This is a genomic window from Brevundimonas sp. (genome assembly GCF_035561115.1).
In the GTDB taxonomy this organism is placed as follows: Bacteria; Pseudomonadota; Alphaproteobacteria; order Caulobacterales; family Caulobacteraceae; genus Brevundimonas.
Genome location: NZ_DATMYH010000018.1, coordinates 18,625 through 45,000, shown reverse-complemented (window position 1 = coordinate 45,000; position 26,376 = coordinate 18,625). Strand labels below are relative to the sequence as shown.

The following is a 26,376-nucleotide window of genomic DNA, read 5'->3' as shown; positions in this document are numbered from 1 at the left end:
GCCCAGGTAAACGGCGGCCGTAACTATAACGGTCCTAAGGTAGCGAAATTCCTTGTCGGGTAAGTTCCGACCTGCACGAATGGCGTAACGACTTCCCCACTGTCTCCAGCACAGGCTCAGTGAAATTGAATTCCCCGTGAAGATGCGGGGTTCCCGCGGTCAGACGGAAAGACCCTATGAACCTTTACTATAGCTTCGCCTTGGCGTTAGCGACCGTATGTGTAGGATAGGTGGGAGACTATGAAACCGGGGCGCCAGCTCTGGTGGAGTCATCCTTGAAATACCACCCTTACTGTCGTTGACGTCTAACCGAGGGCCGTTATCCGGTCCCGGGACATGGCGTGGTGGGTAGTTTGACTGGGGCGGTCGCCTCCTAAAGTGTAACGGAGGCGCGCGATGGTGGGCTCAGACCGGTCGGAAATCGGTCGTCGAGTGCAATGGCATAAGCCCGCCTGACTGCGAGACTGACAAGTCGAGCAGAGACGAAAGTCGGCCATAGTGATCCGGTGGTCCCGCGTGGAAGGGCCATCGCTCAACGGATAAAAGGTACTCTAGGGATAACAGGCTGATTTTGCCCAAGAGTCCATATCGACGGCAAAGTTTGGCACCTCGATGTCGGCTCATCACATCCTGGGGCTGGAGCAGGTCCCAAGGGTATGGCTGTTCGCCATTTAAAGTGGTACGTGAGCTGGGTTCAGAACGTCGTGAGACAGTTTGGTCCCTATCTGCCGTGGGTGTTCGAAGCTTGAGAGGATCTGTCCCTAGTACGAGAGGACCGGGATGGACATACCTCTGGTGGACCTGTCGTGGCGCCAGCCGCGCAGCAGGGTAGCTATGTATGGAATAGATAACCGCTGAAAGCATCTAAGCGGGAAACTAACCTCAAAACAAGGCTTCGCTGAGGATCGTGGAAGACTACCACGTTGATAGGCCAGGTGTGGAAGTGGGGCGACCCATGAAGCTTACTGGTACTAATAATCCGATCGGCTTGATCGTTTCTCAGCAAAACTCATTCGATTTTTTCAGCTTCTGCTGAACTGACAATGTCTTCTCACAATCGTCTATCCGCCTGGTTGACCTGGTGGCTATGTCGGAGGTTCCCCACCCGATCCCATTCCGAACTCGGTCGTTAAGCCCTCCAGAGCCGATGGTACTTCGTCTTAAGGCGCGGGAGAGTAGGTCGCCGCCGGGTCTACCAGACGGATAGAAGATTGTATTTTGAGCCCTCGTCCTTTTGGAATTGGGCCCATCCTCTCGAACCGTTCTTCCTTTGCACTACCGTTTGCCGCGGGATGGAGCAGCCCGGTAGCTCGTCAGGCTCATAACCTGAAGGTCGCAGGTTCAAATCCTGCTCCCGCACCCAATATTCAATGAAATCAAAGTACCAGCCCTCGCGAAAGCGGGGGCTTTTGCTTGTCCGGCGCGCGGCGCCCGGCGGGCGAGACCGGCCACGGCGTTCCTACGGTGCGGACCTGCCGGCCGGTTAACGGGTTGGGACAACTGCCGGAATCGTCTCTCGCGGGACCCGCCGCCGCTTGCGTCCCGACCCTGTCCGGACCGCGCCATTGATGGCCCGTTTGCGCCGCGTCGATGTTTTCGTTACCACCAGATAAAATCGGATCATCTGTAAAAGAAACCTGATGTCGAGAGAAACGGGATTCCTCGCCGGGCTGGTGTTGGCTGCAGCGGTCGCATTCGCGTCCACGGTCGCGACAGCCGAGCCGCGGGCGACAGCCACTCTTCGGATGGACCAGCCCGGCGCGGTAATCGCCCCGGAGGTCTATGGCCAGTTCATGGAGCAGCTCGGCGCGGGCATCGATGGCGGCGTCTGGGTCGGGCCGGCTTCTGCGATCCCCAATACTCGCGGCTTCCGCAATGACGTGCTCCAGGCGTTGAAGGCCCTGGACGTCCCCGTCGTCCGGTGGCCCGGCGGCTGCTACGCTGACATCTACCACTGGCGCGACGGGATCGGACCGCGCGACAGGCGGCCCGTCACGCTGAACCGCTGGTGGGGCGACAAGGAGGAAAACAACGCCTTCGGCACCCATGAATTCTTCGAGTTCGCCGAGTTGATCGAGGCCAGGACCTACCTCAGCGTCAACGTCGGCTCGGGCACGCCCACCGAGGCGGCTGACTGGGTCGAATACATCACCTCCCCGTCCCGATCCCGCATGGCCGAGCTGCGCCGTGCGAACGGCCGGGATCGCCCATGGAAGATCGACTATCTCGGCGTCGGCAACGAGCCGTGGGGCTGCGGCGGGCGGATGAGGGCGTCCTGGTACGCCGACCTGTTCCGCCAGTACGTCGGCTTTATCGCGCCCGGCGACAGGCGGACGACCATCGTCGCCGCTGGCCCCAACGCCGAGGACGTGGAGTGGACGCGCACCCTGATGTCGGTGGCCGCCGGCGATCTCGACGCCCTGTCGCTGCACTACTACACCCTGCCGACCGGAGACTGGGCGGCCAAGGGGCCGGCGACCGGCTTCGACGAGAGCCAGTGGCGCTCGGCCTTCGTCCAGACCTATCGGATGGAGGCGATGATCGCCGCCCATGACGCGGTGATGGACGAGGCCGATCCCGAGGGGAAGAAAATCCTCGCGGTGGACGAATGGGGCGCCTGGTATGATCCGACTCCGGGCTCGCCCGGGGGCTGGCTGCAGCAGCAGAACAGCCTCAGGGACGCCCTTCTGGCGGCGGTCAATTTCAACATCTTCCACCGACACGCTGACCGAGTGCGGCTGGGCAATATCGCCCAGATGGTCAACGTCCTGCAGGCGATGATCCTGACCGACGGGCCGCGAATGGTGCTGACGCCGACCTACCACGCCTTCGAGATGTACCGGCCGTTCCAGGGCGCGACGGTGCTGCCTCTGACGATCCAGTCGCCAGACTACGGTCCGCTGAAGGCGGTCGACGGGACGGCGGCGCTGGGACTCGACGGGAAGATCCATGTGGCGCTCGTCAACCTCGATCCGGAAAAGCCCGTCGAGGTCGCGTTGTCGGTGTCCGGTGGAACACCTCGCCGCGTCTCGGGGCGCATCCTGACGGCGGAGGTCATGGACGCCCACAACGTCTTCGACGCGCCGCGCGCGGTCGAGCCAGCGCCCTTCACGGACGCCCGACTGCGGAACGGCAGCCTGTCTGTCAGCCTGCCGGCGAAGTCGCTGGTCGTGCTGGTGCTGGAGTGAGTCTGGCCCGGGGGAGGGCGGAAATGACGATCGTCCGGCGCGCGGCGCGGTGGCTGGCGGTGGTCGGCGTGGCGTGCGGAATCGCAGCCGCCTCGACCGCCGACGCCGAAGAGGGGCGCAGGATACTGGCCCTGCCGGAAACCTGGCGATTCCATCCCGAGGCGGTCGCAACCGCGACGCCGACGGATGAAGAGGTCGAGGGCTGGGCGGAGGTCCGTCTGCCCCATACCTGGAATGGCCGCGACGGCGAGGACGGCGGCGGCTATCGGCGCGGGGCCGGCTGGTACCGGACGACCTTCCAGGCGCCGTCGAACCGGCATCGGCTCTGGCTGGAGTTCGACGGGGCGGCCCTCAGCGCCGACGTCTACGTCAACGGCCGCGCCGTTGGGCGGCATGAGGGCGGTTACGCCCGGTTCCGATTCGATGTCACCGAGGCCTTGCGGCCGGGCCTCAACACCCTGGATGTCCGGGTCGACAACAGCACCACGACGACGATCGCGCCTCTCGGCGGGGACTTCACCGTTTTTGGCGGCCTCTATCGTCCGGTCCGGCTGATCGAGACGGGCCCGGTCCATTTCGATCTCGCCGACCATGGCGCCGCGGGAGCCGGCGTCCGGGCCAGCGAGGTGTCGTCAGCCGCCGCGGATCTCGCCTTTCAGGCCCGGGTCGTCAATGATGGCGACCAGCCCGTGCGCGTCCGGGTGCGCTGGCGCTTAGTCGACCGCGACGGCCGCGAGGCCACATCGGCGGAGGCGCCGTTCAGGGCCCGACCGGGTGAGGCGATCGAGGTTTCGGCGAATCGGCGCCTGAGGTCACCCCGGCTGTGGCGAGGGCTGCTCGACCCGCACCTCTACACATTGGAAGCCGTGGTCCTCGACGACCGCGGCGCACCTCTCGACCAGGTGTCGTTGAAGACCGGCGTCCGCGACTTCCGCGTCGATCCTGACCGCGGCCCTCTCCTGAACGGGGAGCCGGCGCCCATGCGTGGCGTCAACTATTTCCACGCGGGGCGGCCGGGGCGCGGTCTGGCGGTGCAGGACTGGGAGATCGACCAGGATTTCGAGATCATGGCGGAGATGGGCGCCACCGCTGTGCGTCTCGTCCATTTCCAGCACCCCCAGCGGGCCTACGAACTGGCGGACGAGCTTGGCCTGATGGTGTGGACGGAAGCGCCCCTGAACGGGGCGGCGAACGCGTCGGAGGCGTTCTCAGCCAATCTCGCCAGGCAGATGCGCGAGTTGATCCGGCAGAATCGGCATCACCCCTCGATCGTGGTCTGGGGGCTGGGCAACGAGGTCTATTCAGCGGACGACCCGGCCGACGCCGCCATCGCCCTGATGCAGACCGTGGCCCACCAGGAGGATTCGAGTCTCCCGACCGCATACGCCCATTGTTGCCAGGACGACCTGGACCGCAAGGCGCTGCACGCCGACCTGACCGCCTACAATCGCTATTTCGGCTGGTACGAGAACGACTTCGCCCATATCGGCGAGTGGGCGGACGAACGCCGGGCACGGGATCCGCAAAGGCCGCTCGCCATCAGCGAATTCGGCGCCGGGGCCAGCGTGCTGCACCAGCAGCTTCCCCCGGACAGGCCCAGGCCGGACGGTGAATGGCACCCGGAGCAGTACCAGACCGCCTTCCATCAGGCCTACTGGCGCGAGCTGCGCCAGCGCCCCTGGCTGTGGTCAACCTTCATCTGGGTCGGGTTCGATCTCGCCTCCGACGGACGTGAAGAAGGAGATCGACCGGGCGTCAACGACAAGGGGCTGGTCACCTACGACCGGTCCGTGCGCAAGGATGCGTGGTTCTGGTACCAGGCCAATTGGTCCGCAACTCCGATGGCCCACATCACCGATCGGCGGCTGGGCGGCCGCGGTCCGCGAACGACTGTGCGCGCCTTCTCCAATCTTCCCGCGCTTGAGCTCTGGGTGAACGGCCGGCGGGTATCGGAAGCCGTCGTGGCCGATCACGAGGCCCTCTGGATGGACGTCCGTCTCGATCAAGGCCTTAACCGCGCCGAGATCCGCGTCGGAGAGCAGCTGCTGGATTCGGCCTGGCTGCAGCCCTGAGAGTGCGGCCGTGCGAAATGATCGGGCAACCGTTACGCTGTTGAAGCCGGCGGGCCGTTGCTAGAGCGCGATCGGATAAACGGGGAACAGGATGGCCGCCGGCAAGACCGTAAAGATCAGCGATGTCGCCCGCCTTGCGGGAGTTTCCCCCATGACGGTGTCGCGGGTGATGAACCATGCGCCGGGCGTCAAGGGCGCGACACGCGACGCCGTCATGAAGGCTGTCGACAGCCTGGGCTATACGCCCAACGCTGCGGCCCGCAGCCTTGCCCGCGCCGGCGCGGGCCGGCTGGGAATCCTGTACTCCAATCCCAGCGCCAGCTACCTCAGCGAGTTCCTGATCGGTGCGCTGGAAGGCGTGCACCGGGCGGGGGCCCAGCTGCTGATCGAGAAGTGCGAGTCTGATCCCGAGAGCGAACGCGCAGCCATCGCGCGGCTGGTGGCGGGCGGGGTGGTGGGCGTCGTGCTCCCGCCCCCCCACGGCGAATCCTGGGCTGCGCTCGCCGAGGTGCAGATGCACCAACTGAACGTGGTGGCCGTGGCAGCCGGGCGGTTCAAGTCCGACGCGCTCAGCGTCCGGATCGACGACATGGCGGCGGCGGCCGAGATGACCCGCTACCTGCTGGGGCTCGGCCACCGACGCATCGGCTTCATCAAGGGCGCCCCGAACCAGACCGCGAGCGCCGAACGGTTGATCGGGTTCGAGACCGAGCTCGCTTTGGCCGAACCGGCTGCGGAATGCCTGGTGGAGGCGGGGGAGTTTACCTACCGCTCCGGCTTCGAGGCGGCCGAGCGACTGCTGTCGGCGCGGCGTCCGCCCACGGCCATCTTCGCCAGCAACGACGACATGGCCGCCGCCGCCATCGCCGCAGCTCATCGGCGAGGGCTGGATGTGCCCGGACAACTGACCGTCGTCGGCTTCGACGACACGCCGTTGGCGACCGCGGTCTGGCCCTCCCTGACGACGGTGCGGCAGCCGGTGGCGGAAATGGCCGAAATGGCGATCCGGTTGTTGACCGAGGCCGCGCCGGGACGGGACAAGGACGAGGACGCGCCCCGCGAGCACCTGGTCCCTCATACCCTGATCGTCCGCGAGTCCTCGGGCCCGCCGGGAGAATGATTTCACAGGCGAAAGCTTGACACTCCTCGCGCCACTGGAGATGTTAGCGCTAACATACAACGACCGGGCCCCGTTCGGACGGGAAGGCTGCGGCGAGGAAAATGGCGCGACTCATCGACGATCTGCCCCGCGACTGGATGGATGCCTGCCTGTTGGGGCGGCTGCGCCTGCCCGAAGGTCCGACGCCTGTGCTGGCGCGCGGCGGCCGGCTGTTCGACATCTCGGCCTTCGCCGCCACCAGCGCTGAGGCTCTCGCCCGTTCCGATCTGGCCGAGGCGGAAGGGCGCGATCTCGGCGGTCTCGATGCGCTCGAATTCCAGCGGGCCTGGGACCCGGTCGCGCCGGACGCCCTGACCCTGCTATCGCCGGTCGATCTTCAATGCATCAAGGCGTCGGGCGTGACCTTCGCCGTCTCGGCGCTCGAACGGGTTATCGAGGAGGGCGCGCGGGGGGATCCGGCCACTGCGGGCGTCATTCGCCAGAGCCTGTCCAGCCGGATCGGCGGCGATCTGGCGTCGGTCCGGCCCGGCTCCGACCGGGCTGCGGCGCTGAAGGCGGCGCTGATCGCTGATGGTCTTTGGTCGCAGTACCTTGAGGTGGCGATCGGGCCGGACGCGGAAATCTTCACCAAGGCGCCGGTGCTGGCCTCGGTGGGCTGGGGCGACTGGGTCGGGGTCCGATCAGATTCGGCCTGGAGCAATCCGGAGCCCGAGGTGGTGATCGTCTGCGACCCGGCCGGCCGTCCGGTCGGGGCGAGCCTCGGCAATGACGTCAACCTGCGCGATATCGAGGGCCGTAGCGCCCTGCTGCTCGGCAAGGCCAAGGACAATAACGCCTCCGCCGCCATCGGTCCGTTCATCCGGTTGTTCGACGCCGGGTTCACCATGGACCACGTGCGCGGGGCCACCGTCGCCCTGGAGGTTACGGGCCAGGACGGCTTCGTCATGCGTGGCGAAAGCTCGATGGGCCTGATCAGCCGTGATCCTGAGGAACTGGTGCGCCAGGCCTCGGGCCCGAACCATCAGTATCCGGATGGCGTCGCCCTGTATCTCGGCACGATGTTCGCGCCGATCGACGACAGGGACGCGCCGGGCAAGGGCTTCACCCACAAGGCGGGCGACCTTGTGCGGGTGTCGTCGGAGCGCTTGGGTGCGCTTGAGAACAAGGTCACGACCTGCGACGGGGCGCCGGCCTGGACATTCGGCGTATCGGCGTTGATGCGCAATTTGGCGGGCCGCGGTCTGCTGGGGGCAAGAGTATGAGTATGGCGATCTATCCTTCGCTGAGGGATCGGCTCGTGGTGATCACCGGGGGCGGCTCCGGCATCGGCGCCGCGCTGACCGAGGGCTTTGCGCGTCAGGGCGCGCGCGTGATCTTTCTCGATCTGCTTGACGAGGAGTCAAACCAGCTGGAGGCGTCGCTGGCGTCTCTGGAACCGGCCCCGATCTATCACCGGTGCGACCTGACCGACGTGGCGGCGCTGCAAGCGTGCCTGGTCGAGATATCGAGAGTTCACGGCGCGGTGGAGGTGCTGGTCAACAACGCCGCCAACGACGACCGCCATTCCCTGGCCGAGGTCACCCCGGCCTACTGGGACGACCGGATCGCCGTGAACCTGCGCCATCTCTATTTCGCCACCCAGGCCGTTGCGCCGGCGATGCGCGAGCGGGGCGCGGGAGTGATCCTGAACCTTGGCTCGATCAGCTGGCACCTGGGCTTGCCCGACCTTTCGCTCTACGAGACCGCCAAGGCTGGTATCGAGGGCATGACCCGGGCGCTGGCGCGGGAGCTGGGCCCCGACGGGGTGCGGGTCGCCTGCATCGTGCCCGGCAATGTGAAGACCCCCCGGCAGATGAAATGGTACACGCCCGAGGGCGAGGCCGAGATCGTCTCCGCCCAGTGCCTGAAGGGCCGGATCGAGCCGGTCGACATCGCCGCCATGGCCCTGTTCCTGTCGTCGGACGACGCGCGCTTCATCACGGGACATGAGTATTTCGTGGACGCCGGCTGGAGATAGCCGAACGATCCATGCATCGGGCCGAAAGAGCTCAAAGGGAGGATGAGATGGCAGGACCAACGGGGGCGACCGGCCCGGATATCGCCGGATCGGACCGGGTGAACATGGGCTTCATCGCCATCATCGTTGCGGTGGCGACGATCGGCGGTTTCATGTTCGGCTACGATTCGGGGGTCATCAACGGCACCCAGGACGGGCTTGAGGGAGCCTTCAACCTTTCAGCGCTGGGGACCGGCTTCAACGTCGGGGCCATCCTGCTGGGCTGCGCGGTCGGCGCCTTCATCGCCGGCCGGTTGTCGGACCTGATCGGGCGCAAGACCGTGATGCTGATCGCCGCCGTCCTGTTCATCATCAGCGCCCTGTGGGCCGGCGCTGCGGACAGCTCGATGCATTTCATCCTCGCCCGCTTCATCGGCGGCCTGGGCGTCGGGGCGGCCAGCGTGCTGGCCCCGGCCTACATCTCCGAAGTCACGCCGGCGTCAATCCGCGGACGGTTGTCGAGCGTGCAGCAGATCATGATCATCACCGGTCTGACGGGCGCGTTCGTGGCCAACTATGCGCTGGCGGCCACCGCGGGCGGCTCGACGGCCGAGTTCTGGATGGGTTTCCCGGCCTGGCGCTGGATGTTCTGGCTGCAGGTCATACCGGCCGGCATCTATCTGTTCGCCTTGCTGCTGATCCCGGAAAGCCCCCGCTTCCTGGTGGTCAAGGGCCGCGAGGCGCAAGCCGAGGCGGTGCTGACGCGGCTGTTCGGTCCTGAAGCCGGGGCCCGCAAGGTCGTCGAGATTCGCGAGTCCCTCGCCCGGGACCACAAGCCGAAGCTGGCGGACCTGCTGGACCCGGTCACGCGCAACATCCGTCCGATCGTCTGGGCGGGCCTGATCCTGGCGGTGTTCCAGCAACTGGTGGGCATCAATATCGTCTTCTACTACGGTGCGGTGCTGTGGCAGTCGGTCGGCTTCTCGGAGAACGACTCCCTGCTCATCAACATCGGCTCGGGCGCCCTGTCGATCCTGGCCTGCCTCGCCGCCATGGCGGTGATCGACAGGATCGGCCGCAAGCCGCTGCTGCTGATCGGCTCTGCGGGGATGGCGGTGACGCTGGGCGTGATGGCCTGGTGTTTCTCGCAGGCCCAGATCGTCGACGGCGCCCCGCATCTCCCGGGCCAGGTCGGCATGATCGCCTTGGTCGCCGCCAATGCCTATGTCGTGTTCTTCAACTTCAGCTGGGGCCCGGTGATGTGGGTCATGCTGGGTGAGATGTTCCCGAACCAGATGCGCGGCTCGGCGCTGGCGGTGGCGGGTTTCGCCCAGTGGATCGCCAACTTCGGCATCTCGGTCAGCTTCCCGGCCATGGCCGCGGGGCTGGGCCTGACCGTCACCTATGGCTTCTACGCCGTCAGCGCCTTCGTCTCGTACTTCCTCGTCCAGGCATGGATCAAGGAAACCCGCGGGCGCGAACTGGAAGACATGACGGGCTGACCGCGAGCGCGTCATCCCCTATCTACCCTCACGGGCGGCGCTCCCCCGCCGCCCGTGTCACCGTTGAGGACCGGCCATGACCGACACCATCGAACTGTCTCACTGGATCAATGGGGAGAAGGTCCCGACTGACCGGCCCTCGGAAAGCCTGAACCCGTCCGACACGCGCGATCTGGTGGCCCGCACCCCGGACGGCGGCGTGGACGAGGTCAATGCGGCGGTAGCGGCCGCCAAGGCGGCGTTCCCGGCCTGGTCCGAAGCCTCGCCCGAGGTGCGCTCCGACATCCTCGACCGGGCCGGAACCCTGGTCATGGAGCGGCGGGAACAGCTGGGCCGGCTGCTGTCGCGCGAAGAGGGCAAGACCCTGCCCGAAGGCATCGGCGAGACCGTTCGGGCCGGCCGCATCCTGAAGTATTTCGCCGGCGAGGCGTTGCGCGCCCACGGCCAGAACCTGGCCTCGGTTCGGCCGGGGGTGGAAATCCAGACCTACCGTCAGGCCGTCGGCGTGTTCGGCCTGATCACGCCCTGGAACTTTCCCGTCGCCATTCCGGCGTGGAAGTCGGCGCCGGCGCTGGCTTTCGGCAATACGGTGGTGATGAAGCCCGCCGGGCCGACGCCGGCGACGGCGGAAGCGCTGGTGGCCATCCTGCATGAGGCCGGCCTGCCGAAGGGCGTTCTCAATATGGTCATCGGCCGCGGCGGCGTCGGTCAGGCCATCGTCGATCACAAGGATGTGGACGGCATTTCCTTCACCGGCTCCCAAGGCGTCGGCGCCGGCGTCGCGGCGGGCGCGGTCAAGCGTCAGGCGCGGGTGCAGCTGGAGATGGGCGGCAAGAACCCGCTGATCGTGCTGGACGACGCCGATCTGGAACGGGCCGTGATGATCGCCCTGGACGGCTCCTTCTACGCGACCGGCCAGCGCTGCACCGCCTCCAGCCGGCTGATCGTGCAGGACAGCATCCACGACCGCTTCGTCGCGGCCCTTGCCGAGAGGGTCGCCGCCCTGCGGGTGGGCGCGGCGCTCGACCCAAACACCCAGATCGGTCCGGCGGTCAGCGAGGACCAGCGCGAGACCTCCTACCGCTACATCGAGATCGCTCGCGGGGAGGGCGGTCGCATCGTCGCGGGCGGCGACCGGATGCAGCTCGAGACGCCCGGCTGGTATGTGCAGCCGACCCTGATCGTCGACACCGATCCGGCCGGCCGGATCAATAATGAGGAAGTCTTCGGCCCCGTCGCCTCGACCATCCGCGTCAAGGACTATGAGGAGGCGCTGGCCATCGCCAATGGCGTCGAGTTCGGTCTGTCGGCAGGGATCGTCACCAGTTCTCTCAAACACGCCCGCGACTTCCAGCGGCGCGCGAAGGCAGGGATGACCATGGTCAATCTGCCGACCGCCGGGGTCGATTACCATGTGCCGTTCGGCGGCTCGAAATCGTCCAGCTATGGCGCGCGGGAGCAGGGTTTCGCGGCCGTGGAATTCTTCACCCAGACCAAGACCTCCTATTCGGCTGGCTGATCGATGAGTATCGGGCCCGAGCTGATCTGGGATGTGAAGGCGGAGTTGGGCGAAGGGCCGGTCTGGGACGCGACCCGGGCCTGCGTCTGGTTCGTCGACATCAAGGGTCGCAAGCTGCATCGTTACGATCCCGCCGACGGCGGCAAGGCTTCGTGGGACACGCCCGACCAGACCGGCTTCGCCCTGCCCGCGGAGGACGGCTCGCTGATCTGCGGCCTGCGTGGAGGCCTGCATCGGTTCGATCCGGACAACGGCGCGTTCGAACTGATCCAGCGGGTCGAGGAAGACCGGCCGCAGAACCGGTTGAACGATGGCTTCGTGGGACCCGATGGAACGTTGTGGTTCGGTTCGATGGATGACAGCGAGGAGACCCTTTCGGGGGCCCTCTACCGCTGGCGCGCGGGCGAGCTGACCCGCCACGACGACGGCTATCGCGTCACCAACGGTCCGGCGCTCAGTCCCGACGGGCGGACCATGTATCATCACGACACCACCGAGCGCCGCATCTACGCCTTCGACCACGCCGATGGATTTCTGACCAACAAGCGGCTGTTCGCCATAACCGAGGACGGCTTCGCGGACGGCCCCAGCGTGGACGCGGAAGGGGTGCTGCACGTCGGCCTGTTCAACGGCTGGGGCGTCGCCCGGTTTTCGCCCGCCGGCGATCGAATCGGGACCATTCGCCTGCCCGTGCAGACGGTGACCAAGGCGGCGTTCGGCGGGGCCGACCTGCGGGACCTCTATTGCACGACCGCCTGGCTGGGGAACGCCGACAAGCGGGCCGGGCAGCCGACGCTGGGCGGTCTTTATCGGACACGAGTCGAGACGCCGGGTCTGCCGCAGGCCCGGGTCAGACTGTGATCGGCCTCGAACGGGGCGGTTGGCGGCTGACGGTGCGCCCGGAGCTGGGATGCTCGGTCGCCAGTCTGACCCGGGGCGGTCGTAACGTCCTGCGTCCGGCTCCCGAAGGGGCGACGGACATTCTGGAGACCGCCTGCTTCCCGCTCGTTCCCTACGCCAACCGCATCGCACGGGGCCGCTTCAGCCTCGACGGACAAAGGGTGACCCTGCCCGTGCTCGACCGCTTCGCCCCGCACGCCCTGCACGGCGACGGCTGGCTGCAGCCGTGGTCTCCGCTGGAGCGCTCGGAGACCTCGGCGAGCTTCGTCTATCGTCAGGAGGGGGACGCGTGGCCGTGGCCCTATGAGGCGGTGCAGACCTTCACCCTGACCGGGTCGGGCCTGCACATCGACCTGTCGGTGCTGAATGTGGCCGAGACCCCGATGCCGGCCGGTCTGGGATTCCATCCCTATTTTCCCGTGGGCGATCAGACTCGCCTGTCGCTGCAGGCCGAGGCGGTCTGGGCGATCGACAGCGGACTGATACCGACCGCGCCGGTTTCACCCGCGGGCGTCTTCGACTGGTCGACTGGCCCGCGAGCCGCCGAGGCGCCCTTTGTGGACCACTGCTACGCCGGCTGGGACGGCTCCGCGCGCCTGATCGAGCCGGGTCGGACCACCACGCTCACCGCCTCGCCGAATGCGGACTGGGCTCACGTCTATGCGCCCGGGCAGGCCTTCTGCTGCGTCGAGCCCGTCACCCACAGGCCCGACGCGATCCATGCGCCGGATGGCGAGGCCAGCGGGTTGGCCATGCTCGCTCCTGGACGCGCGCTGTCGATGTGGATGGAGATCGCCGTCTCCGACGCCTGAAGAGACCTAGTGATTGTCCCGCGCTTCGCCGAAACGGTCGATGATGCGGTGGTATTTCACAGCGGGCTCCAGCACGGCGCCGGTCTCCAGCTGACTGACCATGCCGCGCTGGATCTCCTGCCATGGCGTCTGCGAGGCCGGATAGGCGTAGCCGCCCGCCGCCTCGAGCGCGGCGCGGCGCCCGGCCAATTCCATATCGCTGATCAGTATGTCCGCCCTGCCGGTATTCAGGTCGATGCGCACCCGGTCGCCGGTTTTGATCAGGGCGATGTTTCCGCCCGCCGCCGCCTCCGGCGAGGCGTTCAGGATCGACGCCGAGCCAGACGTCCCGGACTGCCGACCGTCGCCGATGCAGGCCAGGGCGTGGACGCCCTTTCTGATCAGATAGTCCGGCGGCCGCATGTTCACGACCTCGGCCGCGCCGGGATATCCGATCGGGCCGGCGCCGCGCATGAACAGCAGGGTCTGTTCGGTGATGCCCAGGTTCTCGTCGTCGATGCGGCGGTGATAATCCTCGGGCCCGTCGAACACGACCGCCGGACCTTCGAAGGCATTCGGGTCCGCGGGGTTGGACAGATAGCGCTCGCGGAACTCGGGGCTGATGACGCTCAGCTTCATGATCGCCGAGTTGAACAGGTTTCCGCTGAACACCACGAAGCCGGCGTCGGTCTTCATTGGCGTGTCGAACGGCTTGATGACATCGGGCAGGGCGATCTCGCGACCGGCGCAGTTCTCGCCGATGGAGCGTCCGCTGACGGTCAGGGCCCCCTCATGGATCAGGCCCTGTTTCATCAGTTCGTTGACGACCGCAGGCACGCCGCCGGCGTGGAAATAATCCTCGCCCAGATACTCGCCGGCGGGCTGGAGATTGACCAGCAGCGGCACGTGCAGGCCATACGTCTCCCAGTCTTTCAACGGCACATCGACGTGGGCATGCCGGGCCAGGGCGGTCAGGTGGATCGGCGCGTTGGTCGAGCCGCCGATGGCCGAATTGACGACGATAGCGTTGTGGAAGGCGTCGCGCGTCAGAATGTCCGACGGCTTCAGGTCCTCGCGCACCATTTCCACGATGCGCAGCCCGGTTTCGTATGCGACCTGCGCCCTCTCGCGATAGGGGGCCGGGATGGCGGCCGAGCCGGGCAGGGACATGCCCAATGCTTCGGCCAGGGAGTTCATCGTCGTGGCCGTGCCCATGGTGTTGCAGTAGCCGACCGACGGAGCCGAGGACGCCACCAGCTCGATGAAGCCGTCGTAGTCGATCTCGCCGGCGGCCATCATCTGGCGCGCCTTCCAGATGATCGTGCCCGAGCCGGTCCGCTCGCCCTTGTGCCAGCCGTTCAGCATCGGTCCGACCGAGAGGGCGATGGCGGGAATATCGACGGTCGCGGCGGCCATCAGACAGGCCGGCGTGGTCTTGTCGCAGCCGATGGTCAGCACCACTCCGTCCAGCGGATATCCGTACAGGCTTTCCACCAGACCAAGGTAGGCGAGGTTGCGATCGAGCCCGGCCGTCGGCCGCTTCCCGGTTTCCTGGATCGGGTGGACCGGGAACTCCATGGCGATGCCGCCGGCCTCGCGGATTCCTTCGCGCAGTCGTTCGGCCAGCACCAGATGGTGCCGGTTGCAAGGGCTGAGATCCGAGCCGGTTTGAGCGATGCCGATGATCGGCCTGTCCGACTGCAGTTCCTTCCGGGTCAGGCCATAGTTGAGATAGCGCTCCAGATAGAGCGCGGTCATGTCGGGATTGTCCGGATTGTCGAACCAGGCGCGCGAACGCAGCGGCTTCTTCGATCGGTCTGTCATGGTCTCAGTTCCAACCGCCGTCGACGATGTAGTGTTGGTTCGTGATGGCCCCGGCCTCGTCGGAGGCCATGAAGACGATGACGCGGGCGATGTCGTCGGGGATCAGCCGGCGCTTGAGGCACTGGCGTTCATAAATCTCCTTCTCCGTCTCGGGCGTGACCCAGAGTTCCAGCTGGCGTTCGGTCATGATCCAGCCCGGGGCGATGGCGTTGACCCGGATTCCGTATTCTCCGAAGTCGCGGGCCAGCGACCGGGTCAGGCCGAGCACGGCGGATTTGGAGGCCGTGTAGGCGGCCATCCCGCCTTGGCCGATCACCCAGGAAGTCGAACCAAGGTTGACGATCGCGCCCTTGCCCGCCGCCTGCATGTCGGGAAGCACGGCCTGGGCGGCGAAGAACTGGTGCTTCAGGTTCACCGCGATGCGGCCGTCCCAGTAGGCCTCGGTGACCTCCAGCGTGGCATGGCGTTCGTCGTGGGCCGCGTTGTTGATCAGGACTCCGACCGGCCCGAAGCGATCGCGCACCGTCTGGACCGCGGCCTTGAGCGAGGGGATGTCGGTCAGGTCGCAAGGCACGAACAGGGCGGCGGCGCCGAGCTCTGCCTGCAGGCTCGCGCCGCGGGTGGCGTCGATGTCAAGAAACCCGACCTTTGAGCCTTGGGCGACAAAGGCCCGCGTGATCGCCTCGCCGATACCGCCAGCGCCGCCGGTCACGATGACCACGACGCCAGCCAGGTCTGAATAAGTGGCGGCCATACGCTCCCCGAACCCTTGTCCCGGCGAGGGCTGCGCCCCCGCATCAACCCGAGAGTCGATCTTTCATTCATGAAAGCAGTATTCGTCGGCGAAAATGCGCGCCGGGGCTTGCGAAGTCAACGCGACCTGCCCGGCTGACGCAGAATTTCAACGGCGGTCAGGCCTGGGAGGCGGCGCTCATCTCGACCGAGATCGACGCGGCCGCGCGGCGAAGATGTTCGACCGCCACATCCATGGCGCAGGTCGGCGGCGTGCGCTCGATGTAGGGCGAAATCAGGGTCGCGATCACGCCGTCCGCCCCGATGATCGGCGCCACCAGATCGGTGACGCCCCTGACGAAGTCGCTGGGGCGTTCAACATAGCCCCTGGCGCCCGCCTCGTCGGCCGCCTTGATAAAGCGGTTGGTGCGCGCCGCGCCGAAGCGGGCGACCAGCCGCTCGTGAAGGTCAGCCTTTTCGGCCGCCGGGGCGCAGCCGTAGAACATCAGGCCCGAGGTCGCGTCAATGACGTTGCGACGGTAGCCGACGCGGACCGAGAAGCCGAGGTCGCCGGGACCCTCGATACGGGCGATGACCACGATCTGCTCGCCAGAGCGCACCACCAGGTGACACGACTGAACCGTCGCGTTGGCCAGTTCGCGCATTATCGGCAGGGCGGCCTCGACCAGGGATTTTACCGGAGCCTGGGCCATGCCGAGCGTGAACAGGCGGTTGGTCAGGCGATAGCCGTCCGGCGATTGCTCGATATAGCCTCGAAACTCCAACACCTGGATCATGCGAAACAGCTCGCTGACCGACCGCCCAAGGACGCCCGACATCTGGGATGGGGTCATCGGCTCGCCATGCGAGGACAGAAGCTCCAGAACGTCGAGGCCCTTTTCGAGCGCAGGCGCGCGGTATTTCCGGTCGTCGGTTTCGTCCTGAAGCGACATCGGCGCTGGGGTTCCTTGTGAGGCCGGGAATCTAGCCGTTAGGGCCGCTGCCGGGAAGCGTGGCGGCCGACGCCCACATATGAAGCATCATCTCAGATATGAAAACGGGGTTGCCCGTCGCTGTGGCCTCACCTAGCGTCGGCTTGAGCCCGAACGGGCCGCGCCGGGGAGGCTTTCATGACGCTCGCGACGATCGATCTGATCATTCTGGCCATATACGCCGTCTGCATTTTCGGTCTGGCCCAATGGGTGTCGCGCGACAAGGGCGGGGCCAGAAAGACCTCTACGGACTATTTCCTGGCGTCGAAGAACCTGCCGTGGTGGGCCATCGGGGCCTCGCTGATCGCCGCCAACATCTCGGCCGAACAGATCATCGGCATGAGCGGCTCCGGCTATGTGATCGGCCTGGGCATCGCCTCGTACGAGTGGATGGCGGCGCTGACGCTGCTGATCGTCGGCAAATACTTCCTGCCGATCTTCCTGCGCAACGAGATCGTCACCATGCCGCAGTTCCTGCAGCAGCGGTACGGCCCTTCGATCCGCAACGTCATGGCCGTGTTCTGGCTGCTGCTCTACGTCTTCGTGAACGTGACCTCGATCCTGTGGCTGGGGTCTCTGGCCGTGAACGGCGTCACCGGGCTGGACCAGACCTACGCCATCGTCGCCATCGGCGTGTTCGCCCTGGCCTATCAACTGTGGGGCGGCCTCAAGGCGGTGGCCCTGACCGACATCGTCCAGGTCATGCTTCTGGTCGCGGGCGGACTGATCATCGGATACATCGCTCTCGGCCAGATCGGCGGCGACGCCGGGGCGCTGGGCGGCTTCCAGACGCTGCTGACGCGCTTCCCCGAGAAGTTCGACATGATCCTGTCGCCCGACAATCCCCAGTTCGTGAATCTGCCGGGAATCGCGGTCCTGCTGGGCGGGCTGTGGATCATGAACATCAGCTACTGGGGCTTCAACCAGTACATCATCCAGCGCGCCCTGGCCGCCAGGTCGATCGGCGAGGCCCAGAAAGGCATCGCCTTCGCGGCCTATCTGAAGCTGCTGATGCCGGTCATCGTGGTCCTGCCCGGCATGGCCGCGCTGGTGCTGGCGCCCAATCTGGGCCAGCCCGGACAGCCGGCGACCGATCAGGCCTATGCCTCTATGATGAACCTGCTGCCGGCCGGTCTGAAGGGTCTGGTGTTCGCCGCCCTGATCGCCGCCATCGTCGCCTCGCTGGCGTCCAAGGTGAACTCGATCTCGACCATCTTCACGCTGGACCTCTACGCCAAGGCCAACAAGGCCGCCTCGGATCGTCAGCTGGTCTTCGTCGGCCGGATCGCCGCCGTCGCCGCCATGGTCATAGGCATCCTGACGGCGCGGCCGCTGCTGGGAAATTTCGAGCAGGGCTTTCAATACATTCAGGAATTCACGGGTTTCTTCACACCGGGCATCGTGGTGATCTTCATCCTGGGCCTGTTCTGGAGCCGCGCGTCCGAGGCCGGGGCGCTGACCGGGGCGATCCTGTCCGTGGCGCTGTCGGCGACCTTCTGGCTGCTCCAGTTCCTCGACATCTTCGCCTTTCCGTTCATGAACCGGGTCGGCGTCGTGTTTCTCCTGTCCCTGGCCGCGGCAGTCATCGTCTCCCTGATGTCGCCCCCCAGGGAAGGCACGATGCAGATCCGGCTGGACGGCGTCAGCTACAGGACCTCGGCCGGCTTCAATATCGCCGGAGTGGGGGTGATCCTGTTCCTGGTCGCGGTCTACGCCATCTGGTGGTGAGGATCAGCCGGCGACAATCGGCGCGGCCCGGCAGTTCCGATCGATGAACTCGGCCTGGGTCGGCATGGAGGCGGTCGTCCGGGCGTAGGCGTCGCGGATGCCGTGCAACCTGCGGGTCAGGTCGTCCAGCTGGGGAAGGGCCGCCAATGGATCATAGCGATCGGGAACGACGTTCTGGCCCATCAGGACGGCGATCCAGCTGGTCTCCTGGAACAGTTCCTCGTCCTCCCGGAACACCCGGCCGTGGCTGCGGAAAAGGTCGATCTTGCGCTGCAGCGACTCGGGGATCGACATGGTCCGCACCTGGTTCCACAGCGCGGAATCATCCCGCTCGACGGCGTGGTAGTGCAGCACGATGAAGTCCCGAACGCGCTCATATTCGTAGCGCATGCGGGCGTTGTAATGATCGATCTCGACCTGGGCGAAGTCGCGGTCAGGGAAGTTCAGCAGCAGCTTGGAAAGGCCGCTCTGGACCAGATGGATGCTCGTGGACTCAAGCGGTTCGAGGAAGCCGCTGGCCAGCCCCAGAGACACGCAGTTGCGGTTCCAGGCCTTTTTCCTCATGCCGGTGCGGAAGCGCAGCAGGTTGGGGTCGGCGAGCGGACGGCCCTCGAGACTGTCGGTCAGTTTCGCGACAGCCTCGTCATCACTGATGAACTGGCTACAGTAGACGTAGCCGTTGCCGACTCGATGCTGGAGCGGAATTCTCCACTGCCATCCGGCCTCGCGAGCCGTGGCGCGGGTATAGGGCGTCAGACCCGCTTCGCCGTGTTCGCAGGGCATGGCCACCGCCCGGTCCGCGGGCAACCAGTGGCTCCAGTCCTCGTAGCCGGTCCCCAGCGCCTGCTCGATCAACAGCCCCCGAAACCCGGAGCAGTCGATGAACAGGTCGCCCTCGACCACGTCGCCGGATTCCATCGTCACCGACTGGATGAAGCCGTCCGGCTCGCGCAGAGTGACATCGACGATCTTGCCTTCGCGCCGGATCACGCCGCGCCCGCGCGCCAGTTCGCCGAGATAGCGCGCATAGAGCGAAGCGTCGAACTGGAAGGCGTAGGTCATCTGGGACAGCGGTGAGCGGGGGTCGCGCACCGGTCGAGCGAACCGACCCTGCCGCGCCGCGAGGGTGGTCAGGGAGTAGGCGCCGAGGTCGTCGTCCAGCCCGGCCTCCTTCAGGCGCAGCCAGTAATGATGGAAAGCCGCGGCGTCGATACGCGTGCCGTACTGGCCGAACGGGTGGAAATAGATATCGCCCTTGCGGGTCCAGTCGCGGAACTCGATGCCGAGTTTGAACGTGGCCTGGGTGCGGCGGACGAACTCGTTCTCGTCGATGCCCAGAAGCTCATTGAAGAGCATGATGGGCGGAATGGTGGACTCGCCGACGCCGACCGTGCCGATCTCGGCGGACTCGATCAGTTCGATCCGGCAGCGATTGTCGGGCAGGACTTTCGACAGGGCGGCCGCCGCCATCCAGCCGGCGGTGCCGCCGCCGACGATGACGATGCTGCGAATCGGGTTTGCGGTCATGTGGATGTCCAGGCTCAGGCCGTGACGGATGTGGCGAGGTCGGCAAGATAGCGGTCGTGCGGCGAAAGGGATTCGACCGCTCGACGGATCAGCGCGGCGCGCCTCTCCATCCGCTCGAACGTGTCCCCGGCGGGCGTTTGATCCGTCAGCGGGCTCCAGCGGTCCGGCCAGACGCCGAGGCCGGTGAAGATCGCGGTCCAACTCGATTCCCGGAAGGACTCGTTTTCCAGCAGGGCGACCTCACCCCGGGCGCGGAACAGGGCGATCTTCTGAACAAGGGTGTCGGGCAGGCTCATCGCGCGACAGTAGTCCCAGAGCGGGCCCTGCCGACGGCCCAGGTGATAGTGCAGGATGATGAAGTCGCGCACGCGCTCGACCTCCTCGGCCGAGCGCCGATTGTATTCGTCCGTTACGACCGGATCGAAGTCGAGATCGGGAAACAGGTCGAGCAGTCGGCCGACACCGGTCTGGATCAGATTGATGCTGGTGGATTCCAGCGGCTCCACGAAACCGCACGCCAGGCCAAGGGAGACGCAATTGCGATTCCAGGCCTTTCGTCTCCGCCCGGTGACGAAACGAAGCAGATTGGGCTCAGCCAGCGCCGGACCGTCCATCTGGCTTCGAAGGTCCGCGATCGCCGCTTCGTCGTCGACGAAGTTCGAGGAATAGACATAGCCATTGCCGGTGCGGTGCTGGAGCGGAATGCGCCATTGCCAGCCAGCTTCGCGTGCGGTGACGCGGGTGAAGGGCGTCGTCTCGCCGACCGACGGACACGGCATGGCGACGGCCCGGTCGCAAGGCAGCCAATGAGTCCAGTCCTCATAGCCGGTCTTCAGGGTCTGCTCGATCAGCAGGCCACGAAACCCGGAGCAGTCGATGAACAGGTCGCCTTCCAGCCGTTCGCCGCCTTCGAACACCACCGCATCGATGAAGCCGTCCGAACCGCGCAGCGAAACATCGACGATGCGACGGTCGAGACGCTGCACGCCCAGTTTTTCTGCATAGGATCGCAGGAACGTCGCGTAGAGGGCGGCGTCGAACTGATAGGCGTAGGAATAGGCCGACAGAACCGAGCGTGGATCTCTCAGCGGCGACGCGAAACGATTTTGCGCCGCCATCACGCTGGGCACCGACCACGGCTCGATGTCGTTGATCAGGCCGAGGCCCTTGAGTCGGAACAGGTGCTGCGCCGCCGCCTGGCGGTCGAGCGGCGGACCATAGTCGCCGAAACCGTGGAAGAACCGGTCACCGTTGGAGGTCCAGTCCCGGAATTCGATTCCGAGCTTGATCGTGGCCCGGGTCGCTCGCACGAACTCGGCCTCATCAATGCCGAGGGCGGCGTTGAAGTCCCGGATGGGAGGAATGGTCGCCTCGCCGACCCCCACGATCCCGATCGCCGTTGATTCGACGACCGTCAGGCTGAGATCGCCCGAGGCGAGCCGCGGCGAGAAGGAACAGGCGAGCGAGGCGGCCGCCATCCAGCCGGCCGAGCCTCCGCCCACCACCACGATCCGGCGGATGGCCCGCTCCATTTCCTGTTCCTCCCCGGAGACTGCGTCTCTCGTTATCACCAGTGGTGGCGGGCCTGAAATCGGGGCGGCTGGCTATCCCGCGCCGCTCCCCATCGTGGTTCGCGCCCCATCTTCGCGCTCACAGGATGATAGCGCTACCAAAAATCGCTTTTCATCCTGTGAAACTTTGTGCATCTTTGAAAGTGCGAGGCGTCCGAGCCGGGTCCCCTTGCGCAATTTTGGGAGGTGTCTCGCCGCGAGAACCGCAAGAATGCGGCCGGTGCGACCCAGACGGGGAGGATGAGGCTTATGTCTCGAACCAATCGTACGAATCGGTTTGCGTTGCTGTGTGGCGTCTCGGCGCTTTCCATGGGCGCGTTCGCCCTGCCTTCCGTGGCCCTGGCGCAGGATCCCACGGGCGAGGACTCTACGGAAATCGACGAGGTTATCGTCACGGGCATTCGGGCGCAGCTGCGCTCCGCACAGGCCATCAAGCAGAATTCGGAAGTCATCGTCGACTCGGTGACGGCCGTGGATATCGGCGCGCTGCCGGACCGATCGGTGTCCGAGGCGCTGCAGCGCATTTCGGGCGTGACGCTCCAGCGGACCAATGCGGCGCGGGATCCCGCCCGTCTGGCGGCCGAGGGCGGCGGCGTCTTCGTGCGCGGACTGTCCTGGGTCCGCTCGGAGACCAACGGGCGCGATATCTTTTCGGCCTCCAGCGGCCGGGGCCTGAGCTTCGAGGACGTCTCGGCGGACTTGCTGGCCGGCGTGGACGTCTACAAGAACGTCGCCGCCAATATGATCGAAGGTGGCATCGCCGGTACGATCAATCTGCGCACGCGGGTGCCGTTCGACAGCACCGACTCGCTGATCGCGATCAACACCGACTACAATTATGGCGACCTGTCCGAACGCGGCTTCTGGTCTGGAAGCGCCCTTGCGTCCAACCGCTGGGATACGCCGATCGGCGAAATCGGACTGCTGGCCAACATCAGCATCTCGAACGTGGGCAACCGGACCGATTCAATCTCGGTCGACCGCTATGATCCGGTGGTGCTGGGCGCAGGGAACGCGTCGGACGGCCGCGTGGCTGGCGACACGGTCTATATTCCCAAATACCTGGGCTGGCGGACCATCGACTGGGAGCAGGAGCGCACCGCCATCGCCCTGGCGGCCCAATGGCGACCGAACGACAATCTGCTGATCACCCTGCAGGCGCTGGGTTCGCAGGCGGACGCCTACAACATCGAGCGCGCGCTTGGCACTGAAAGCGTCCTGTCGCCCAACACCACCTATACCTACAATGACGAGGACGTTTTCACCGGCGGCACCGTCTTCCAGGCCAATTACAATACCGATACGCGGGTCGGCGACGACACCAAGCGCACCGGCGACGTGGCCTTGGGCTTCCGGTACACCCCCGACTCGCCCTGGTCGTTCAGCGGCGACCTGCAGTACGTCAAATCCACCGCCGAAATCTACTCGATGACGGCCTTCACGCAGTTGGCCAACCGTCCCGACCTGACGATCACCATCGGCGACGACCTGCCCACCATCACCTCGACCGGCGGCACCATGACCGACCAGTCCACCTACTGGTGGGCCGCTGCGATGGATCATATCGAGGACAACGAGGCCGACGAACTCGCCGGCCGCCTTGATGCGCGCTACGATTTTGAGGAAGGCAGCTTCCTCAAATCCATCGAGTTCGGCATCCGCGGGACCGAGAAGAATTATATCAACCGCCAGACCGGCTATAATTGGGGGCTGCTGTCGAACCAGTACTGGGGCAACGGCGGCGGCGCGGTCGTCTATCTGGATGACGCCGGCTATCCGGGCGGCACTCAGGACCCGCGCCTGCCGGGGTCGTCGGAGCTGTACGCCTTTGACAACTTCTTCCGGGGGGACGCGCCGGTGCCGGGCGTCGCCTGGTTCCCGACCGCCAGCCTGGTCAACCAGGGCACCGCCCACGCCTATGACATTCTGCGCAACACGCAGAGCTCGGGCTGGGGCTGGACGCCGCTCTCGGATGACTACGAAAGCTATCGTCTGGGCGGCGGCAACGGCGGCATCACCGAGCTGACCGAAGATACCCGGGCGGGCTACGTCTATGCCCGCTTCGGCGCCGAGGACGCCCTGTTCGGCAAGAGCTTCGACGGCAATATCGGAGTTCGCCTGGTCGAGACCACCACAACCACGCAGACCATAACCACCCTGCCGGTGATCAGCGGTTCATGCCCGCCGATCGCCAATCCGGGCGCGGACTGCACGGCCTTCAACCGGGCCGTCGCCTTCGCCACCGGGGGCTCGCTGGACGGGCTTCCGATCGACCACAGCTACACCGATGTGCTGCCCAGCCTGAATCTGCGCGTCTTCCTGGCCGAAGACCTGCAGGCCCGTTTCGCGGTGTCCCGCGCCATGGTGCGGCCCGAGATGTATCAGCTCCAGCCGTTCACCAACCTGTCGATCAACTTTGAGGCTGACGGCTACACGTTGGACGACGTTGCTCCGTTCACCGGCACGGGGGGCAACCCGACGCTCGATCCGATCAAGGCCACGAACTACGACGCCAGCCTGGAATGGTATTTCGCGCCGACCGGAAGCCTGACGCTGGCGGTGTTCCACAAGGACATCACCGACTACATCTTCACCGGCACCGAGACGCAGAGCTTCACCAACAATGGCGTGACCTACGACTTCCTGCTGACCCGCTACACCAATGGCGACGAAGGCACGGTCGACGGGTTCGAGATCGCCTACCAGCAGTTCTACGACTTCCTGCCTGGATGGCTCGGCGGCTTCGGCCTGCAGGGCAACTTCACCTATATCGACAGCAGCGGCGGCCGGAACACCAGCCAGAACATCCTCGATCCGCTGCAGAACAGCGCCTCGGCCGACCCGCTGCCGCTCGAGGGGATGTCGCGCACCAGCTACAATCTGGCGGCGCTCTACGAGAGATACGGCTTCTCCGCGCGGCTGGCCTACAACTGGCGCGAGGAATATCTGCTGACCACCTCGGCGGCGAACATCAACGCCCCGGTATGGGCCTCCGACTTCGGGCAGCTGGACGGGTCGGTCTTCTACAACATCACCGATGACCTGAAAATCGGCATCCAGTCGACGAACATCCTGAACGAACGGACGGTGCTGAAGGTCGGCAACGAGACCCGCAAGCCGCCGTACAACTGGGTCGACACCGACCGCCGCGTCGCGATCGTGCTGCGTGCGGCGTTCTGATCGAACGTGACAGGGGGGCGATCCGCGTGGATCGTCCCCTTCCTGTTTTGACCGGGGTTGGAGGATAACGATGGGCGGCTCGCACATCGGTCGATGGACGGCGTCCGTTGCGGCGGCGCTGCTTGCCTTTACGGCGACCGCCGGGATCGCCATCGCCCAGCAACCCATTCCCCGGCTGGCCGAACAGGATGGGCGTCACGCCCTGATCGTCGATGGCGCGCCCTTCACGATCCTCGGCGCCCAGGTCAACAACTCTTCCAACTACCCTGCGCCGCTGGCCGAGGCCTGGCCCGCGGTCCGTTTCGTCGGCGCGAACACCGTCCAGGTCCCCATCGCCTGGGAACAGATCGAGCCGGTCGAAGGTCAGTTCGACTTCTCCTTCGTCGATCATCTGGTCGAGGAGGCCCGGCGCAACGACGTGCGTCTGGTGCTGCTGTGGTTCGCCACCTGGAAGAACACCGCCCCCAAATACGCGCCGGCCTGGGTCAAGTTGAACCCGGAACGGTTTCCGCTGCTCGTCAAACAGGATGGAACCGGGTCCTACGCCCTCTCGCCTCACTCACGGAACACCCTGGAGGCGGACAAGCGCGCCTTCGTCGCCCTGATGGCGCACCTTCGCCGGATCGACAGCCGCGACCGCACTGTCATCATGATCCAGCCGGAGAACGAGACCGGCACCTATGGCTCGGTCCGCGACTACGGCCCTGCCGCCCAGGCGCTGTTCGATGGTCCCGTGCCCGCGCCGCTGCTGGAGCGGACGGGCAAACAACCCGGCACATGGGCGCAGGTGTTCGGCGCCGACGCCGACGAATTCTTCCACGCCTGGGCCATCGGCTCCTACGTCGGCGAGATCGCGGCGGCCGGAAAGGCCGAGTACCCGCTGCCGATGTACGTCAACGCCGCCCTGCGCGATCCACTCAAGCATCAGGCGCCGTCGACCTATGCCTCGGGCGGCCCGACGTGGAACGTGATGGACGTGTGGAAGGCGGCGGCTCCGGCGATCGATATCCTGTCGCCCGATATCTACGAGCGCGGCTCGGTGAACTACGAAGCCCACCTCGACCGCTACGCGCGGCCCGACAACGCCCTGTTCGTGGCCGAGACCGGCAATGACACGATGTACGCGCGCTATCTGTTCAGTGTTCTGGGGCGAGGCGGCATCGGCTATTCGCCGTTCGGCATCGACTACACCGGCTACGCCAACTATCCGCTGGGCTCCCAGGCGGTCACCGAAGACACCCTGACTCCGCTGCGCGACGTCTATCGTCTGATCGCGCCGTGGCAGCGGGTCTGGGCGCGACTGGCCTTCGAGAGCCGGGTCTGGGGCGCGTCCGAGCCCGACGACCGCGCGTCGCAAACCCTCGACCTGGGCGAGTGGACGTCCACCATCAGCTACCGCCGCTGGCAGTTCGGCCTCCCCGAATGGACCTGGCTGGGCCCGCAGGCCGAGGTCCCGGGCCGGGAGACGCCGAACGGCGGGGCGGTGATCGCGCAGATCGCGCCGGGAGAGTTCATCGTCGCGGGCCACTACGCGCGCGTCGACTTCAACGCCAAGCCTGCCACCGATGGCAAGCGCCGCATGGTCCTGCGCATCGAGGAAGGCCATTTCGACGGTTCGGGGGCCTGGGTGTTCGAACGCATCTGGAACGGCGACCAGACCGACTACGGCCTCAACTTCACCGACCGTCCGCGTCTGCTGCGCGTGGTCACCGCCACCTACTGATCCCTTTGAGA

17 protein-coding genes, 1 tRNA gene and 2 rRNA genes (1 of these 20 only partly in view) are annotated in these 26,376 nt (G+C 66.0%); 15 read left to right on the top strand and 5 right to left on the bottom strand.

Annotated features, from left to right (window positions below; translation table 11 throughout):
- The 12 genes from VN378_RS02095 to VN378_RS02040 form a co-directional block, all read left to right on the top strand.
- Positions 1-996 (top strand): 23S ribosomal RNA (locus VN378_RS02095); it begins 1,793 nt to the left of the window's first position.
- A gap of 81 nt (positions 997-1,077) precedes the next feature.
- Positions 1,078-1,192: ribosomal RNA gene (rrf, locus tag VN378_RS02090) — 5S ribosomal RNA — on the top strand.
- Between the two features lie 94 nt (positions 1,193-1,286).
- Positions 1,287-1,363 (top strand) — tRNA-Met (locus VN378_RS02085).
- A gap of 277 nt (positions 1,364-1,640) precedes the next feature.
- Positions 1,641-3,188 carry an alpha-N-arabinofuranosidase gene (locus VN378_RS02080; protein ID WP_325740516.1) on the top strand — a complete coding sequence of 516 codons (1,548 nt, stop codon included), beginning with the start codon at positions 1,641-1,643 and terminating at the stop codon, positions 3,186-3,188.
- A 23-nt stretch (positions 3,189-3,211) separates the two neighbouring features.
- Complete coding sequence (locus VN378_RS02075; protein WP_325740514.1) at positions 3,212-5,260, top strand: glycoside hydrolase family 2 protein; 2,049 nt, start codon at positions 3,212-3,214, stop codon at positions 5,258-5,260.
- 91 nt (positions 5,261-5,351) lie between these two features.
- Positions 5,352-6,380 (top strand): LacI family DNA-binding transcriptional regulator, encoded by a 1,029-nt coding sequence (locus tag VN378_RS02070; protein WP_325740512.1) that lies wholly within the window; start codon positions 5,352-5,354, stop codon positions 6,378-6,380.
- A 101-nt stretch (positions 6,381-6,481) separates the two neighbouring features.
- Positions 6,482-7,642, top strand: coding sequence for a fumarylacetoacetate hydrolase family protein (locus VN378_RS02065; protein WP_325740510.1), 1,161 nt, complete (start codon positions 6,482-6,484; stop codon positions 7,640-7,642).
- Positions 7,639-8,397 (top strand): SDR family oxidoreductase, encoded by a 759-nt coding sequence (locus VN378_RS02060; protein WP_325740507.1) that lies wholly within the window; start codon positions 7,639-7,641, stop codon positions 8,395-8,397. Before VN378_RS02065 ends, VN378_RS02060 begins: the two co-directional genes overlap by 4 nt.
- Before the next feature lie 47 nt (positions 8,398-8,444).
- On the top strand, positions 8,445-9,878 hold the full coding sequence (locus VN378_RS02055) for a sugar porter family MFS transporter (protein ID WP_325740505.1): 1,434 nt from the start codon (positions 8,445-8,447) through the stop codon (positions 9,876-9,878).
- Positions 9,879-9,954: 76 nt separating this feature from the next.
- Positions 9,955-11,397 (top strand): aldehyde dehydrogenase family protein, encoded by a 1,443-nt coding sequence (locus VN378_RS02050; protein WP_325740503.1) that lies wholly within the window; start codon positions 9,955-9,957, stop codon positions 11,395-11,397.
- 3 nt (positions 11,398-11,400) lie between these two features.
- Entirely contained in the window at positions 11,401-12,258 is an 858-nt protein-coding gene (locus VN378_RS02045; RefSeq protein ID WP_325740501.1) for an SMP-30/gluconolactonase/LRE family protein, read from the top strand.
- Positions 12,255-13,109 (top strand): aldose 1-epimerase, encoded by an 855-nt coding sequence (locus VN378_RS02040; RefSeq protein WP_325740499.1) that lies wholly within the window; start codon positions 12,255-12,257, stop codon positions 13,107-13,109. Before VN378_RS02045 ends, VN378_RS02040 begins: the two co-directional genes overlap by 4 nt.
- A 6-nt stretch (positions 13,110-13,115) precedes the next feature.
- Here the strand turns inward: VN378_RS02040 and VN378_RS02035 are convergent, their stop codons facing one another.
- The 3 genes from VN378_RS02035 to VN378_RS02025 form a co-directional block, all read right to left on the bottom strand.
- Entirely contained in the window at positions 13,116-14,912 is a 1,797-nt protein-coding gene (locus VN378_RS02035; RefSeq protein ID WP_325740497.1) for an IlvD/Edd family dehydratase, read from the bottom strand.
- Positions 14,913-14,916: 4 nt separating this feature from the next.
- Entirely contained in the window at positions 14,917-15,666 is a 750-nt protein-coding gene (locus tag VN378_RS02030; protein ID WP_325740495.1) for an SDR family oxidoreductase, read from the bottom strand.
- A gap of 157 nt (positions 15,667-15,823) precedes the next feature.
- Positions 15,824-16,597, bottom strand: coding sequence for an IclR family transcriptional regulator (locus VN378_RS02025; RefSeq protein ID WP_325740492.1), 774 nt, complete (start codon positions 16,595-16,597; stop codon positions 15,824-15,826).
- A 177-nt stretch (positions 16,598-16,774) separates the two neighbouring features.
- On the opposite strand from VN378_RS02025, the gene VN378_RS02020 reads away from it, so the two are divergent.
- Positions 16,775-18,364: a sodium/sugar symporter gene (locus tag VN378_RS02020; RefSeq protein WP_325740490.1), complete on the top strand. Its 1,590-nt coding sequence runs from the start codon at positions 16,775-16,777 to the stop codon at positions 18,362-18,364.
- A 3-nt stretch (positions 18,365-18,367) separates the two neighbouring features.
- Here the strand turns inward: VN378_RS02020 and VN378_RS02015 are convergent, their stop codons facing one another.
- Together VN378_RS02015 and VN378_RS02010 are read right to left on the bottom strand one after the other, a co-directional pair.
- Complete coding sequence (locus VN378_RS02015) at positions 18,368-19,891, bottom strand: tryptophan halogenase family protein (RefSeq protein WP_325740489.1); 1,524 nt, start codon at positions 19,889-19,891, stop codon at positions 18,368-18,370.
- Positions 19,892-19,905: 14 nt separating this feature from the next.
- Positions 19,906-21,423, bottom strand: coding sequence for a tryptophan halogenase family protein (locus VN378_RS02010; protein ID WP_325740487.1), 1,518 nt, complete (start codon positions 21,421-21,423; stop codon positions 19,906-19,908).
- 348 nt (positions 21,424-21,771) lie between these two features.
- Between VN378_RS02010 and VN378_RS02005 the strand changes: the two genes are divergently transcribed.
- Complete coding sequence (locus tag VN378_RS02005; protein ID WP_325740485.1) at positions 21,772-24,642, top strand: TonB-dependent receptor; 2,871 nt, start codon at positions 21,772-21,774, stop codon at positions 24,640-24,642.
- 70 nt (positions 24,643-24,712) lie between these two features.
- Positions 24,713-26,365 carry a DUF5597 domain-containing protein gene (locus tag VN378_RS02000; RefSeq protein ID WP_325740484.1) on the top strand — a complete coding sequence of 551 codons (1,653 nt, stop codon included), beginning with the start codon at positions 24,713-24,715 and terminating at the stop codon, positions 26,363-26,365.
- The last annotated feature ends 11 nt before the right edge of the window (positions 26,366-26,376 follow it).

Coding starts and splice junctions, on each gene's coding strand:
- VN378_RS02025 (WP_325740492.1), bottom strand. CDS start 16,597: ATGTCGCTTCAGGACGAAACCGACGACCGGAAATACCGCGCGCCTGCG.
- VN378_RS02080 (WP_325740516.1), top strand. CDS start 1,641: ATGTCGAGAGAAACGGGATTCCTCGCCGGGCTGGTGTTGGCTGCAGCG.
- VN378_RS02065 (WP_325740510.1), top strand. CDS start 6,482: ATGGCGCGACTCATCGACGATCTGCCCCGCGACTGGATGGATGCCTGC.
- VN378_RS02015 (WP_325740489.1), bottom strand. CDS start 19,891: ATGACCGCAAACCCGATTCGCAGCATCGTCATCGTCGGCGGCGGCACC.
- VN378_RS02030 (WP_325740495.1), bottom strand. CDS start 15,666: ATGGCCGCCACTTATTCAGACCTGGCTGGCGTCGTGGTCATCGTGACC.
- VN378_RS02055 (WP_325740505.1), top strand. CDS start 8,445: ATGGCAGGACCAACGGGGGCGACCGGCCCGGATATCGCCGGATCGGAC.
- VN378_RS02070 (WP_325740512.1), top strand. CDS start 5,352: ATGGCCGCCGGCAAGACCGTAAAGATCAGCGATGTCGCCCGCCTTGCG.
- VN378_RS02075 (WP_325740514.1), top strand. CDS start 3,212: ATGACGATCGTCCGGCGCGCGGCGCGGTGGCTGGCGGTGGTCGGCGTG.
- VN378_RS02060 (WP_325740507.1), top strand. CDS start 7,639: ATGAGTATGGCGATCTATCCTTCGCTGAGGGATCGGCTCGTGGTGATC.
- VN378_RS02020 (WP_325740490.1), top strand. CDS start 16,775: ATGACGCTCGCGACGATCGATCTGATCATTCTGGCCATATACGCCGTC.
- VN378_RS02035 (WP_325740497.1), bottom strand. CDS start 14,912: ATGACAGACCGATCGAAGAAGCCGCTGCGTTCGCGCGCCTGGTTCGAC.
- VN378_RS02005 (WP_325740485.1), top strand. CDS start 21,772: ATGGGCGCGTTCGCCCTGCCTTCCGTGGCCCTGGCGCAGGATCCCACG.
- VN378_RS02050 (WP_325740503.1), top strand. CDS start 9,955: ATGACCGACACCATCGAACTGTCTCACTGGATCAATGGGGAGAAGGTC.
- VN378_RS02000 (WP_325740484.1), top strand. CDS start 24,713: ATGGGCGGCTCGCACATCGGTCGATGGACGGCGTCCGTTGCGGCGGCG.
- VN378_RS02045 (WP_325740501.1), top strand. CDS start 11,401: ATGAGTATCGGGCCCGAGCTGATCTGGGATGTGAAGGCGGAGTTGGGC.
- VN378_RS02010 (WP_325740487.1), bottom strand. CDS start 21,423: ATGGAGCGGGCCATCCGCCGGATCGTGGTGGTGGGCGGAGGCTCGGCC.